Annotated in this window: 15 protein-coding genes; 1 reads left to right on the top strand and 14 read right to left on the bottom strand. The window is 61.3% G+C overall.

Features of this window, described 5'->3' with window-relative positions:
* Positions 1-12: 12 nt before the first annotated feature.
* On the top strand, positions 13-1461 hold the full coding sequence (locus NK667_RS07445) for a curlin (protein ID WP_054614220.1): 1449 nt from the start codon (positions 13-15) through the stop codon (positions 1459-1461).
* A gap of 730 nt (positions 1462-2191) precedes the next feature.
* Here NK667_RS07445 and NK667_RS07440 read toward each other — a convergent pair.
* The 14 genes from NK667_RS07440 to NK667_RS07375 all read right to left on the bottom strand — a co-directional run bounded on the left by NK667_RS07440 (position 2192) and on the right by NK667_RS07375 (position 13118).
* Positions 2192-3052 carry a CsgG/HfaB family protein gene (locus NK667_RS07440; protein ID WP_054054490.1) on the bottom strand — a complete coding sequence of 287 codons (861 nt, stop codon included), beginning with the start codon at positions 3050-3052 and terminating at the stop codon, positions 2192-2194.
* Between the two features lie 31 nt (positions 3053-3083).
* A complete protein-coding gene (locus NK667_RS07435) occupies positions 3084-3503 on the bottom strand; it encodes a curli assembly protein CsgF (RefSeq protein WP_054054493.1) in 420 nt (139 codons plus the stop codon).
* Positions 3500-3889: a curli production assembly/transport protein CsgE gene (gene csgE / locus NK667_RS07430; RefSeq protein WP_054054495.1), complete on the bottom strand. Its 390-nt coding sequence runs from the start codon at positions 3887-3889 to the stop codon at positions 3500-3502. The genes NK667_RS07435 and csgE overlap by 4 nt, the downstream gene beginning before the upstream one ends.
* Positions 3886-4341 carry a type II secretion system protein gene (locus tag NK667_RS07425; protein ID WP_236708619.1) on the bottom strand — a complete coding sequence of 152 codons (456 nt, stop codon included), beginning with the start codon at positions 4339-4341 and terminating at the stop codon, positions 3886-3888. Before NK667_RS07425 ends, csgE begins: the two co-directional genes overlap by 4 nt.
* 229 nt (positions 4342-4570) lie before the next feature.
* Positions 4571-4945: a type II secretion system protein gene (locus tag NK667_RS07420; protein ID WP_054054499.1), complete on the bottom strand. Its 375-nt coding sequence runs from the start codon at positions 4943-4945 to the stop codon at positions 4571-4573.
* 4 nt (positions 4946-4949) lie between these two features.
* Entirely contained in the window at positions 4950-5423 is a 474-nt protein-coding gene (locus tag NK667_RS07415) for a type II secretion system protein (protein ID WP_054054501.1), read from the bottom strand.
* A 2-nt stretch (positions 5424-5425) separates the two neighbouring features.
* Positions 5426-7258 carry a secretin N-terminal domain-containing protein gene (locus NK667_RS07410; RefSeq protein ID WP_054054503.1) on the bottom strand — a complete coding sequence of 611 codons (1833 nt, stop codon included), beginning with the start codon at positions 7256-7258 and terminating at the stop codon, positions 5426-5428.
* A complete protein-coding gene (locus tag NK667_RS07405; RefSeq protein WP_054054505.1) occupies positions 7255-7761 on the bottom strand; it encodes a hypothetical protein in 507 nt (168 codons plus the stop codon). Before NK667_RS07405 ends, NK667_RS07410 begins: the two co-directional genes overlap by 4 nt.
* A complete protein-coding gene (locus NK667_RS07400) occupies positions 7761-8309 on the bottom strand; it encodes a type IV pilus inner membrane component PilO (RefSeq protein ID WP_054614218.1) in 549 nt (182 codons plus the stop codon). Before NK667_RS07400 ends, NK667_RS07405 begins: the two co-directional genes overlap by 1 nt.
* Positions 8296-8841 (bottom strand): PilN domain-containing protein, encoded by a 546-nt coding sequence (locus tag NK667_RS07395; protein ID WP_054054510.1) that lies wholly within the window; start codon positions 8839-8841, stop codon positions 8296-8298. Before NK667_RS07395 ends, NK667_RS07400 begins: the two co-directional genes overlap by 14 nt.
* A gap of 1 nt (position 8842) precedes the next feature.
* Entirely contained in the window at positions 8843-9646 is an 804-nt protein-coding gene (locus NK667_RS07390; RefSeq protein ID WP_054054512.1) for a hypothetical protein, read from the bottom strand.
* Positions 9627-11333 carry a GspE/PulE family protein gene (locus tag NK667_RS07385; RefSeq protein ID WP_054614217.1) on the bottom strand — a complete coding sequence of 569 codons (1707 nt, stop codon included), beginning with the start codon at positions 11331-11333 and terminating at the stop codon, positions 9627-9629. The genes NK667_RS07390 and NK667_RS07385 overlap by 20 nt, the downstream gene beginning before the upstream one ends.
* An 84-nt stretch (positions 11334-11417) precedes the next feature.
* Positions 11418-11948 (bottom strand): response regulator, encoded by a 531-nt coding sequence (locus tag NK667_RS07380; protein ID WP_054054515.1) that lies wholly within the window; start codon positions 11946-11948, stop codon positions 11418-11420.
* A gap of 222 nt (positions 11949-12170) precedes the next feature.
* Positions 12171-13118 (bottom strand): peptidylprolyl isomerase, encoded by a 948-nt coding sequence (locus NK667_RS07375; protein WP_054614216.1) that lies wholly within the window; start codon positions 13116-13118, stop codon positions 12171-12173.
* Positions 13119-13121: the final 3 nt, after the last annotated feature.

Below are 13121 nucleotides of genomic sequence, written 5' to 3'. Positions count from 1 at the left end.
GGAGGTTTCATCATGTTTAAATTGACGCCCCTCACCGCCGCCATCCTGGTCATTGTCAGTGCCCAGGCGTTGGCCGACGACAGCGTGTCTACGCAGAACCAGGTCGGTACCGCCAACATCGCCGACGTGAAACAGACCGCGGCGCCGTTCAGCACCGCAACTCAACAACAACTCGGCCAGGGCAACGACGCGGCGGCCGTGCAAGACACCGCCACCAGCACCATCGACCAGACCCAGGTCGGTGATTACAACGCCGGTTACGCCGAGCAGTTGTTCGAAGACACCAGCACCATCACCCAGCAACAGACCGGCAGCTTCAACACCAGCCATGCCAGCCAGTCGATCGGCAGCGGCGAAAACCAGGTGCTGCAACAACAGCAAGGCAGCGGCAACTTCTCGTTCGTCTACCAGGACTCCCAGGAAGCCACCTCGGGCCAGACCTTCCAGTTCGGTGACAACAACGAAGCCAACATCGAACAGATCCAGCCGGGCGTCGCCAACAACGCGATGATCATCCAGTACGGCAACACCAACTATGCGACTGCCGAACAAGTCAGCCACATGGGCGGCCAGATCGGCATCAACCAGGCCGGCGAAAACAACTACGCCTACGGCGACCAGCGCAACGGCATTGGTGGCAACCTGAACATCAACCAGTTCGGCGACTTCAACGCAACGGAAGTCTGGCAAGACACACAAACCGCCAGCCAGGCGACCATCAACCAATATGGGCAGACCAACGAAACCGTAGTCGACCAGAGCTTCGGCGAAAACAACGTGGCCCAAGTGCTGCAAGTCGGCGACCTCAACGCGATCTATGCCGACCAGTTCGAGTCCCTGGGCTCGACCGTCGCGCTGTACCAGCAAGGCACCAACAACGTGCACTTCACCTACCAGAGCGGCGACAGCCACGTGCTCAACGCCACCTCCGTGGGGACCGGCAACAAGGTCTATGCCAGCAACTGGAAAGGTCCGCAACTGGGCGGCCAGTTCGGCAGCAACCAACGCGCGACCGTCACCCAGAACGGCACCAACAACGTGGCCAGCTTCAAGCAGGACGGCGTCGGCCACATCATGACCACCAACCAGACCGGCACCGGCAACAAAACCACGGTCAGCCAGGCTGAAAACTACAACGAGCTGTACTTCGACCAGAACGGCAGCGACAACATCCTCATCGCCGACCAGCGCGGCACCACCAACCTGGCCCAGGGCTCTTCCAACGGCTCGGGCAACAGCACCGAGTTCGACCAATCCGGTACTGGTAACCAGGCGTATACCTCGCAGCTGTATGGCAGCGATAACCAGATCACTGTGAAGCAGGCTGACACCATGAACGTGGCGTACGTGACCCAGGGCGGGACGGGGAACATTGCCACTGTGGATCAGAGTGGTGTGACGCAAATGGCGACGGTTCAGCAGTTTGGCTCGGCTAACCAGGCGAGTGTTTTGCAGCAGTAATTGCGGGGGATAAAAAACCGCGGCTCTTTGTGGGGTCGCGGTTTTTTTGTGCCTATGGGAGATGGGGTGACTGTCCGGGCGCCATCGCGAGCAAGCTCGCTCCCACAAGGGGGCTGAGTACATTCGTTAGAGATGGGTTGCCTGACACTCAGCCTTCGCGAGCAAGCCCGCTCCCACAAGGGATTTGTGGCGGTCATGGGAGTTGTGCTGCATGGAGATCCAATGTGGGAGCGGGCTTGCTCGCGAAGAACGATAACGCGGTCCATTTGCCTAGCCCACAGACAGGTCGTCTGTCAGGACGCCTTCGCGGGCAAGCCTCGCTCCTACAGAAGCAAAAGAAAAAGCAGCCCAGCACACACCGCACCGCTCCTAACCACTCAAGGCCGAGCGTTAGCTCGCCTGCCCTTGATCTTGCCCCACCCGCCCCATTCGGGAGGCTGAGTGGAGGTGTTCATCTGGGGGTGGGCGCGTAGCGCCGTGCGGCGCAGCCGCACACATCGAGAGGAGGTCGAAGCGAAGCCGACCGTAGGCGATGCCCCCAGATGAGCGCCGGAATGAAGGAACGCCGAGCCTAAGCGAGGGGCCGGACGCCAGGGGCAAGACCTTTGGTTCCTTTGGGGCGTTTGCCAAAGGGACTCGCCGTAAGGGCGAAACCCTAAGCCGCCGTTACCGCAGAAACGGATATGTACTCAATCAACAAAAGCCAGGTCGGCCCGAAGGCCGCCTCGGCTCACTCACTCTCCGGATCAACCTTGTTCTGGCTCAAATACCGCCCCAGCGTCTCATCCTGCACCGGCGTGGAATTATCCCCCGCCACCTGCCACAAATGCCGCTCAATCCCCTGGGCCAAGAGATGCCCCACCGCCGCCTCAATCGCCGACAACACACACAACTGCGCCGGCTCGTTAGTGGTGTAACCCACCTCAGCCTCAAGCAATTTCTTGAACTCGATAAACTTGAACACCCCGGCACTACGGCCAACCGAGTAGATAGTCTTACTGGTCATCACATTCGCCAACACCTGCCCACTGCGCACATCCACCGCCCGCAGATTCACCGAAACCTGATCCACACGATATTCCCGGGAGATATCGATCCCCAAGTACCGCGCCCCTTCCCCCCCGCTGCGCACGTTGGTGTCGTAGGCAATGATCCCGCCCTCAAGCATCAAATTCGCCGCCTGCAACGGAGGAAGCTCGCCCTGGATATTCACCGGCGTATTCGGCTTCTTCTGCGAGGCGCGGATGATTTTGCGTTCGGTCAGCAAGTTCTGCAGCCCCTCGCGCTCCAGCACCACGAACCAGCCACTGGCCTGCAACGCGTCCATCAACATGCTCGCCGCGCCCTGGGTCACGCTGGTGGAAAACGAGCTGGCCGGGGTTGGTTTGTACTGCCCGGTCTGGTCGCGGAAGCCATACACCACCGCCATCAACCGACCTTTGGGCCGTGGCATTTTCAGCAAGTCGTAATAGGTCGACGCCCGTGGCGTGAGGGTCGGTGATTCCGTGTCCTGTTCGGCCGGCATGGTGTCGCGCAAGCTGCAACCTTGTAATGCCGCCAACATCAGCCCTAGCACAATTATATTTTTCATGTCCTTCACTCCCCGGCAGCCTGAGTCCCTATCAAGGGTTGAGGCCGTTCACCTGAATTTCCGAAACTTCACCGGTCGCTCGGTCGGTCACTTCAATGCTCAGTGCGCCGGAGTCGTCGATGACGTTGACGATAAAACTGTCGGTGGACAGGCTCCCGGTGTTGCCCGTGGAGATGTTGTCCAGCAACTGCCCAAGCAACCGCGATTGCAGCTGGCTGGTGAAGCGTTCGAGGGCCGATGTGCCTGCCACCGCCGTGCGGTTTTTCAGGTCGGGGTCGTCGTAGTCGTTTTGCGCCTGGGCGTTGTTGAGCAGCCAGGTGCCGTTCAACGGGTTGCCGCCAAACGATGGGTTGATCGGCGTATAGACCAGCTCGGTGGCGTGGACCAGGCCGCAACTGGCCAATCCGAGGAGCCAAATGCCGGTGCGCTGTGAGAACGTTTTCTTGTTCATAATTCGTCCTTCTCCAGGTCGGTGGTGTCCTGCAATAACGTTTCCAGCTTGCGCTGGACGATCTGCCGGCGAACCCAGTCGGCGGCGTCGTACGCCTCGTCCTTGAGTTCCACGGTGTTCGGCGGCAGGAACCGCCGGTAAACCAGGCGTTGTTGATATTCCACGGTCACCAGGCTGCCCCAGCGGGCCGAGGGTCGTTCGCGCACCACCAGGTTGAAATCCATCGGGCTGGTGGCGCGCAGGCGTTCACTGAACGAGTAATAAAAGTCGTGGCCGATGTGCGAGATCGTGTCGTCGACGATGAAGCCCATCATTTCGTCCTCTTCGCCGGCCGGGGCCAAAGGGCTCAGCAGCATCAGCAGCAGCGCCAGGCAATATCTGTTCATGGCGCCAACGCCTGTGGGGCTGTTGACTGGGGTTTCGGGCCGGACGCGCCATCGAGGAAGGCTTTCTCGGCCACGAACTGCCAGTCCTTGTAGCTCGCCATGCCAACGAAATCGGACCATTGGCTGGGGAAATCCGTCTGCTTCAGCGGTGTGTCGGTGGATGGGCAGTAGAGGCCGGTGATGCGCCCGTCAAACCCGCGCATCAGCTCCCATTCGCCGCCGCCAATCGGGTCCGGATAGAGCTGGCGCAGATGATGTTTGGGCGATGGAAAACGCTCGTCCTGCAACAGATCGGCCAGGTCTTTCGGGTACTGCGCCAGTCCCGGCGAACTGCGGTAATAGCTGCGCAGCGCCTGGGCGTATTGGGTGCCGACCCACAGCAACTGGCGTTCGCGATCCCGCCGCGAGGCGGTGGACCACAACTCCCCGGCGCTGGCCAAACCCATGCCCATCAGCACAATCAGGAACAGCACGCCCAAGTAAGTGAAGCCGCCCTGTTTGCCGCAATGCTGCTTTCTTGTGGCGAGGGGGCTTGCTCCCGCTGGGCTGCGAAGCGGCCCCTCTACTTCTCGGCCTAAAAAGCGGGGGACTGCTTCGCAGTCCAGCGGGAGCAAGCTCCCTCGCCACAGTAAGCTTCCTTGCCACAACAAGCGCCGTAGCCGCAGGCTTTCACCTGCGGGACTACCACTCGGAATAAAGGCTGCCATCACGCGCCCTCCCGGTAGCACCGCTTTTGATATCGGCCACTGCGCCCGGCACGCCGTCCGGTGGTGCGACCAACACCCAGAGGTCTTTGCGCTCGGCAATCGGATCGGTCGGCGGGTTGCGCAAATAACGCTGCTCGACCAACTGCTCGATGGAATCGGGATAGCGCCCGGTGTCGCCGTAATAGTGGTCCAGCGCCTCGCGCATCGCCGACAGGCTCTGGCGCAGCGTGGTCTCTTTCGATGCCTCGAGGCTGCTGAAATAGCGCGGCAAGGCGATGGTCATCAGGGTCGCGATGATGGCCATGACCACCATCAGTTCCAGCAGGGTAAAACCTTTTTCCCGGCGCATAGGTTCACCACTCGCGGTAGGCAATGCCGTTGAGGCCCTTGCCCCGGGCTTTGGAGTAGACGTCAAACACGTCTTCGCCTTCCCGTGGGTTTTGAGCCGTACTGTCGTAGGAGCGCAGGCCCCAGCCGCCTTCATCGTTACGCTTGACCGGCAGCAGCGGGTCATGTGGTACCCGACGCAAAAAGTAGAACTTGGCGCCTTTGGCGCTGCGCACATCGCGCACGCCGTCCACTAGCACCTGCAGATTCGGCGGGTAGCCGCTGCTGTTCAGCGACTTCTCGATGTAACCGGCGTCGAACGCGCGTTTGTAGGCGTCGATGGCGTCGCGAATCTGGTACAGCGCCGCGCGCATATCCTGCTCCTTGCCACGCCGCACCACGGTCTCGGTCAGGGGCGCGGCCATGCCGGCCAACAGGCCGACCAGGGCCAGCGTCACCACGACTTCAATCAAGGTAAAACCGCGCTGGGAGGCGTTCATGATCAAGGCTTCTCGACGACAACACGGGCGGAAGACGCAACCGGTGTGACCATGACGTCGGTACGAATCGCCGAGTCCATGCCACGGTCGGGTGCCTGGATGTGCATGCTGGTTTCGGTGCCGGTCTGGAATTCCATGTCCGACGGACTTTGATACGGCAGGTTGCGCACGATCCGTGGGGTAATCGACAGCACCAGTTCCGACTTGCCGACAGTGTCCTTGTTGCTGCCGAACAAGCGGCCCAGCCCCGGAATGTCGCCAAGGCCCGGAATCTTGTTGCCGGTGGCGCCGTGGTCGTTACGCACCAGACCGGCGAGGATCTGGGTTTCGCCGTCGTGCAGGCGCAGGGTGGTCTGGGCGTTGCGGGTATCGACCTGTACCGGAATGGTGCCCTGACGGGTCGGTTCCAGCGGCGTGGCGTTACTCACTTCCAAGGCAATCTTGATCGCCACTTCGTTGTTCAAGTGCACGATCGGCTGCACTTCCAGCTTCAGACCGACATCCAGGTAGGTGACGCTTTCGGTGATCACCGGCCCCTGAGTCGAAGGCACCGACGTGGCGCTGATGATCGGCACGCGCTGACCGATGTGGATGCGCGCCTGCTCGCGGTTGCTCACGCGAATCACCGGGCTGGCCAGGGTGTTGATGTCATTGTCCTGCGCATTGATCTTGGCTTGCGGCGACGGCGAAATGGAGATCCGGCTGGAGTTGATGCCCTTGAGTTGATCAAGGATCGTCACCCCGGAACCGTCGCTGTTGACCACGCCGAAGGTGTTCGGCCATTGCAGGCCCAGGTCGAGAATCCGCTGGGTAGCGACTTCCATCACTTCCACTTCCAACACCACTTCAGGGTCGGACTGGTCTTGCGATTGCAGGAGTTTCTCGGCCATGCGCACCGCGTCTTCGGTGTCGCGCATGGTCAGGGTGTTGAGGCGTTCATCGACGAACACATCACGAGTCTTGAGCATGGTCTTGATCATGTTCAGCGCGGTGTTGGCATCGACGCTGGTCAGGTAGAAGGTGCGCATCACCAGCTCTTGATAATCCTTGAGCTTTTGCGGCGAGTCCGGGTAGATCAGCAAGGTGTTTTCGTTTACCACTTTCTGGTGCAGCTGGTTCTGTTGCAACAGCAGTTCCACAGCGTCTTCGATGCGCACGTCACGCACGAAGATCGTGGCTTTCATGTCGGGGCGCAGGTCTTTGTCGAAGATGAAATTCAGCCCGGCGACCTGTGACAGCACTTCGAAAATGGTTTTCAGGTTGGCGTCGCGAAACTCCAGGGTGACTGGGCGATCGAGACGGGTACGCAGTTGTGGATACGGCACCACGTTGCGACTCTGGACCAGACGAATGTTGCCTTGCAGTTCAAGGGCGCCTTCATTCTTCGGGTCGAGTTCGAGCATCTGTTTGACCTGGCGGTCGGCACCGTAAATGTCGCCACGGCGCAGGTCGCCACGGGCCAGTTCGAGTTTGTCGTCCTGGCTGCGCAGGTAGTCGAGTTGTTTCAGGGAATCCTGGGCGCGGCGGTTGCTCGGTTCGATGGTCAGCACCCGACCGTAGGCCAGGCGTGCGGCCGCGAAGTCCCGGCGCGCACGGTCGGTGTCGCCCGCCGTCAGCAGCGAGGTCACCGCTTTGGCCCGACCGGTGTTCAGCAGCAGGTGCAATTCCGTGTCCCGAGGGTTTTCCCGCAGGCCTTCCTGGATGCGCGCCAACCCGGCCTCGTACTGGCCTTGTTCGATCAGGTCGGACGCTTCTTTGTTGGCGACTTGCGCCGAACTGCACGCGGCCAGCGCTGTGCTCAGGCACAGGCTCATCAGCAAACGGGATCTGTTCATTGCGTGCTCCCCACAGACAAGGTCTGGGACAAATGCAAAGGCAGGTAGACCAGGCTCAATTCCACATCGGAAATGCCCTCGATCCGCCACGTGTCGTCGATCACATCCCCTTTGCGTACGACGTATATTTTTTCGCCGTTCTGCAAAAACACTTGCAGGTCGGATTGGTTATGCAGCCTGCCGACGAACTGGAAAGGCATCGCGGGGGCGCTTGGGGTTTGCACCACCGGGGTCAGGTTGACGGGTTGTTCGGTGACGCTGGCCAGTACCGGCGCAGCCTTCCAGCTGCGGGTGGCGAACAGGTCGCCGGACGGGCTCAAGTCCTTGATCGGTGCGGCTTTTACGCTAGCAGCTGCAACCGGTTGTTTGCTTTTGGCCGGCGTCGCAACGGTCGCAACGCTGACCTCGCCGTCCTCGGGTTGCCGCAGGTAATCCGGCAACCAGGCCAGCGCTGCCGCCACGCCGAAGAACGCCACCCAACCCACTACGCGTTTGGTATTCATCACGACCTCGACAGGTAAAGGGTCATGCGGATCCGCCCGGTCAGGTCGGTGTCGGCGATCTTTTTGCGCTGGAACTCAACGTCCTCCACCACCACCGCCGGCAACTGGCCGAGCAAGGCGTGCAGGAAGCGCCGCAGTTGCGGATAGGAGCCGCGCACTGGCAGCAGGATTTGATAACGCGCGAGATGGGTCTTGGGGTCGATACCCAGGGAGTATTCGCCCCGGGCCAAGGTGATGTGTTCCAGCGCGGCCAACGCGTAGATCTTGTCGATGGCCACGGTGGCTTGAGGCTGCGACGGCAACTTGCTGCGGAAGTCGTCGAGTTGCCGTTGCGGCACCACCGGTGGCGCAACGCTGCCGTCTTCAACCTTGGCCAGGTACTCGCCGGCTTCGCGGGTTTGCTGGCTGAGGGTTTGCAGCGACTGCCAGTCCGGCATCAGTCCGGCCAGCGCATACATCAGCGCCACCGCCACCAGTGCCATTCCGGCCAGGCCCGGAATACCGAGGCCTTGAAGGTATTCGTGCACGATCAGTCTAGGGATTCGCATCGCCTATCTCCCAGGTCGCCGACAGGTTGAATTGCACCGGGTGTTCCGGCACGTTGGCGACGATTTCGTGGCTCAGCAGGGACACGTCCGACAGCTCGTCGCTGGCTTCCAGACGCTGGTGAAATTCGAGCATCGCTTCCAGGTCCCGCGCCTCGGCGCTGATCCGCACCTGGCCTTTGCGCGCATCCGGGGTCAGGGTCAGCAAGGCGATGTCATCCCGAGGCATGGCTTCGAGCATCGCGAACAGGCGTTCCCATGGCCGACGCAGTTGCTGGGAGACCTTGCGCATCTCGGCGAGGTTTTGTGCTTGTTCGCGGGTCTCGGCCGGGGTCAGGCCGACTTTGCCGCCGGTGTCGCCGGTGAGTTCGCGCTGGGCGTGTTGCAAGTGACCTTGTTGTTGTGAGGATTGCTGGTCGAGGTGCTGCTGGGCGAAGAAGCACGCCAAAGTCAGCGCCACGCCGGCGGTCATCAGGCTCCAGCCCAAGGGGCCCGAGCGGCGACGCGGCTGGAAGTCGAGGGTCAGGGCGCGCATGTCAGGCCACCGCCCGGGACATCACGTACAGGCAATCCCGTACTGAAGTCCGGTCCTCTTCAAGGGTCCGCAGGTGCACGCCGGGTACGTCGGGTTGCGAGTCGATGCGTGCCGGGGCGTGCAGGTAGACGTTGAGTGGCCGTTCGCTGCTGGAGGCCTGCAACTGGCCTTCGCGACCAATCAACGCGGTCAGTGCGGCATCGCTGTCGTTGCTGCCCACCGAGCGCACCGAGGTCCAGCGCCCTTCCCGAGCCAGCAGCAACACACTGCGCACCGGTTCGGCGACCACGAACAGGAAGTCCCCGGCGTCGAAGCTTTTATCGAAGTGATTGAACGCCGCCATCAGGTACGGTTGCACCGAACGCAAGCGCAAACCACGAGCACTGACCAGGCTGCGCAGGCGTTCCAGCAAGTCCTGGGGCAAGGCTGAGGCGATGCGGTCGTAGCCCGCCGGTTCCGCCGAGAGCACCAGGCTCCAGGCTTGGGTCGGTGCGCCGTAGAGGTCTTCGAAACACAGCTGGGCGAAGCCGAGCAATTCGTCGGGGCTGCTGATCTGGTCGCTCCAGGGCACCAGGCAAAAGCGGCTGAAGTGCCCGGAGACCACCACGCTCAATTCGGCACCCGCGCGGGCATGTTCACCGAGCAGACGGTCGAGGGTTTCCAGGGCCACGGCCCAGGCGTGGAAGCCTTCGTCGATAAAGCCGATGCTGCCCAGCCAGCGGGTTTCGCTGCCCTGGCGCTGGCCGAGGCCGACGCCACTGGCGCCGAGCACGGCGACATAACGATCACGAGACAAAAGTGACACGATTGATCTCCTCGAGCGTAGTACGCCCCGCTTGCACCAGTTCCAGCGCCGACTCGCGCAACAAGCGCAAGCCACGTTTGCAGGCGTGGGCCTTGATTTTCGAAATCGGTTGGCGCTCGACAATCATTTGCCGCAGCTCGTCGTCCAGGTGCAGCAGCTCGGCAATCGCCGTGCGTCCGCGATAACCGGTGCCCCGGCAATGGCCGCAGCCCTTGCCATGCACGAAGTGGTAGTGGCCGACGTGTTGCGGGTCGAGGCCGGACAGTTGCAGTTCTTCATCGGTCGGATGGTGCGGTGCGCTGCAACTGGCGCAGACCAGGCGAATCAGCCGCTGGGCCAGCACCGCATTGAGCGCCGAGACCAGGCTGTAGGGGTCGATTTCCATTTGGGTGAAACGGCCGATCACATCGAAGACGTTGTTGGCGTGGATGGTGGTGAACACCAGGTGCCCGGTGAGCGCCGATTGCACAGCGATCTGCGCGGTGTCGGGGTCACGGATTTCACCGACCATGATTTTGTCCGGGTCGTGGCGCAGGATCGAACGCAAACCACGGGCGAAGGTCAGGCCTTTCTTTTCATTCACAGGGATTTGCAGGACGCCCGGCAGTTGATATTCCACCGGGTCTTCGATGGTGATGATCTTGTCCACGCCGTGGTTGATCTCGGTGATCATCGCGTAGAGCGTGGTGGTCTTGCCGCTGCCGGTGGGGCCGGTCACCAGCACCATGCCGTAGGGTTCGGCAGCCAGGCGACGCAGTTGCTTGAGGGTGTCTTCCTCGAAGCCGAGGGCCTGCAACTGCACGCCGCTGACCTTGTCCGCCAGGTCTTGTTTGTCCAGCACCCGCAGCACCGCGTCTTCGCCAAAAATGCTTGGCATGATCGACACCCGGAAGTCGATCTGCCGACCGCTGATGCCGATTTTGAAGCGCCCATCCTGGGGCACGCGTTTCTCGCCGATGTCCAGCTCAGCCATGACCTTGACCCGGGAAATCACCTGCTCGGCGAACTCGCTGCCCTGGATCTTGCTGATGTTATTGAGCACGCCGTCGATGCGGTACTTGATCACCAAGCCGCTGCCGGTGGTGCCCAAGTGGATGTCGCTGGCGTGCATTTTCAGCGCGTCGTAGAGGGTCGAGTTGACCAGTTTGACCACCACGCTCGCGTCTTCGCTGATGCTGGTCAGGGACAGGCTTTGCAGGTTGTCGATCTCGACATTCGCGTCGGCCTGGGCGTTGAGCGACTCCACGGCGTGGAAGCTTTCTTCGTGACGGGCCAGGTAGGCTTTCAAGTCGTCGGCATGCACCAGATACAGCGGCGCGCCGTGCAGGCAATCGTCGATCCAGGCCAGGCGCGCCGTGTCGAACGGGTCGGCGAACACACCGATGACTTCGTCGGCGTGGCGCAGCAGGATGAATTCGCGCTTGAGGCATTGGGCCAGGGTGACCCGATCAAATACTGGAGTGGCCTGGAACAGCGTGTCGGTGTCGAGCACCGGGTAATGCAGGGTAGCGCCGAGGCACTGGATAAATGGCATGGGGGCCAGTTCGCACAACACCCCGAGAGCGTCCAGTACCCGTTCGCCGGAACTGGCGGCCCGGATCCGCGCCTGGGCCAATTGCTCACTGCTAAAGCGTGTCGGTACAGACTCCAACGGTGCCGGTTCTACGGCAAGTGATAGACGTTCCATGGCTTGCTCTCCAACGCCGGGGGCTTAAAGCCCTGTCGGCGCGGCAGGCCATTGCGGCTGGAGCCGGAACGTCGTGTCGCGCCACTACTCCCCGGTGAGCAATTGTTCGTCGTCCGGTGCCAGCGAGGCCGATGTTCGTCGGCGATCCGCCAGCACCCAACTGCCGTCGTACAACTGCAGCGGGAAACTCTCGGTCCTGCTCTGGCGTCGTTCGACAAAACCTTCAGAAGTGCTCACGCCTGCTTTGGCTTCGCGCTCCATCCCCAGAAGGTCGCAGACTGCACGGGCCAATTCCGCCAACGGAAAGGGTTTGAACAGGATATGGCTGACACCTAACTGTCGGGCCCGCTCACAGACTTCAGCGGTTGGGTGCCCGGTAATCAGCACAAAATGACAGTTCCTGTTCTGGCGGACGGCATCGAGCACCTCAAAGCCTTCCATATCCGGCAAGCGGTAATCGAACACCATCACATCGGGTGCAAAACGTTCGGCTTCACCGATTGCCATGGCACCGTCGTGAGCTATCCGGACTTCCAACGCTTGCGCCTGAAGGTAATCCTTGAGGTTTTCGGCAAGCAGTTGTTCGTCTTCGACAACCAGTACTTTGTTTAACAAGGTCGACTCCTTGAAACCGCAGGTCCGAGTACCGAGCCTGGCGGAGTGCGCGCCTTACTAGGACTAACGCACACTTCATGCCAGGCCGAGCGCCGGTATTTTTATCTCTTCATGTCCTTGAATTTGAAGACAATGCCAAGTCGTCCAGATCCCCCTCCCCCCAAAGGCGGGGAAGCGCATGGATTGGCATTGAAGCTTTTCCCCACTATTGGGGGGGAACGTTCAATCATCGTCAATCCGCTCAATGCGATTACGGGATCGCAACTGCGCCAGAACGTCTCGACGAGCCTGGGCCTTTTGCTGTCGGGCAAGGTACACCCGGACTGTTTCAAGCCCTTGCTCCTCTGTGACATCCGCCGCCTCCTGGTGGTTCTGTAAATAAATCAAATGCCAGCCAACTGGCGTGCGCACCGGTTCACTGACTTGGCCCGGCCTCAATGCAAACGCCGCCGCTTCGAATTCCGGCATCATGCGCCCACGCGTGAAATAGCCCAAGTCCCCGCCTGCACTGGCCGAAGCGTCTTCGGAAGCACTGCGGGCGACGCTGGCGAAGTCCGCGCCACTGGCGATTTGTATACGTAGCTCCTCTAAGCGTAGTCGCGCGGCTTCGACTGTGGCGGCATCCGCCCCTTGGGGCACTTTGATCAGGATATGCCGGGCCTGGATCTGCTCGGGGCTGCCCATCTCGGCGCGGTGCGCTTGGAAGAAGTCGCGGACCTGTTTTTCGTCCGGCTCCGCCACGCGGGTGAGGTCGGCGAAAACCTCCTGGGCAGCCAGCTCGCGTCGGGTGTACTCGGTAAAACTCGCCTCATCGAAACCGGAGTCTTGCAGCTTGCGCGCAAACACCTCGGGGCCGCCGATGGCCTGGCGGGTCAGCGCCACCTGGCTCTGCACCGTGGCATCGCTGATCACCACCCCGCGCTTGAGCGCTTCCTGCCACAACAATTCTTTGTCGATCAGCGCATCCAGGGCGGCCTGACGCAGCTGTTTGTACGCCTTGGGATTGCGAATGCTGGCCACCGCCCGGCCCTGGTCTTCCAGGTATTCGGCGAAATAGCGCTCCAGGCGAAACTCGGAAATCTCCTCGCCATTGACCCGCGCCGCAGCCGGCCCGTTATTACTGAAGACCACGGGCACCCAGAGCATCAGCAGCAACAGTAGCGTCTTCATGAT

This window comes from Pseudomonas nunensis, from assembly GCF_024296925.1.
GTDB lineage: Bacteria > Pseudomonadota > Gammaproteobacteria > Pseudomonadales > Pseudomonadaceae > Aquipseudomonas > Aquipseudomonas nunensis.
This window is presented reverse-complemented; position numbering and strand designations above follow the sequence as displayed.

Bases quoted from the DNA above. Each gene is read 5' to 3' on its own strand.
- NK667_RS07445 (WP_054614220.1), top strand. From the start codon at position 13: ATGTTTAAATTGACGCCCCTCACCGCCGCCATCCTGGTCATTGTCAGT.
- NK667_RS07440 (WP_054054490.1), bottom strand. From the start codon at position 3,052: ATGAAAAATATAATTGTGCTAGGGCTGATGTTGGCGGCATTACAAGGT.
- NK667_RS07435 (WP_054054493.1), bottom strand. From the start codon at position 3,503: ATGAACAAGAAAACGTTCTCACAGCGCACCGGCATTTGGCTCCTCGGA.
- csgE (WP_054054495.1), bottom strand. From the start codon at position 3,889: ATGAACAGATATTGCCTGGCGCTGCTGCTGATGCTGCTGAGCCCTTTG.
- NK667_RS07425 (WP_236708619.1), bottom strand. From the start codon at position 4,341: ATGGGCATGGGTTTGGCCAGCGCCGGGGAGTTGTGGTCCACCGCCTCG.
- NK667_RS07420 (WP_054054499.1), bottom strand. From the start codon at position 4,945: ATGCGCCGGGAAAAAGGTTTTACCCTGCTGGAACTGATGGTGGTCATG.
- NK667_RS07415 (WP_054054501.1), bottom strand. From the start codon at position 5,423: ATGAACGCCTCCCAGCGCGGTTTTACCTTGATTGAAGTCGTGGTGACG.
- NK667_RS07410 (WP_054054503.1), bottom strand. From the start codon at position 7,258: ATGAACAGATCCCGTTTGCTGATGAGCCTGTGCCTGAGCACAGCGCTG.
- NK667_RS07405 (WP_054054505.1), bottom strand. From the start codon at position 7,761: ATGAATACCAAACGCGTAGTGGGTTGGGTGGCGTTCTTCGGCGTGGCG.
- NK667_RS07400 (WP_054614218.1), bottom strand. From the start codon at position 8,309: ATGCGAATCCCTAGACTGATCGTGCACGAATACCTTCAAGGCCTCGGT.
- NK667_RS07395 (WP_054054510.1), bottom strand. From the start codon at position 8,841: ATGCGCGCCCTGACCCTCGACTTCCAGCCGCGTCGCCGCTCGGGCCCC.
- NK667_RS07385 (WP_054614217.1), bottom strand. From the start codon at position 11,333: ATGGAACGTCTATCACTTGCCGTAGAACCGGCACCGTTGGAGTCTGTA.
- NK667_RS07375 (WP_054614216.1), bottom strand. From the start codon at position 13,118: ATGAAGACGCTACTGTTGCTGCTGATGCTCTGGGTGCCCGTGGTCTTC.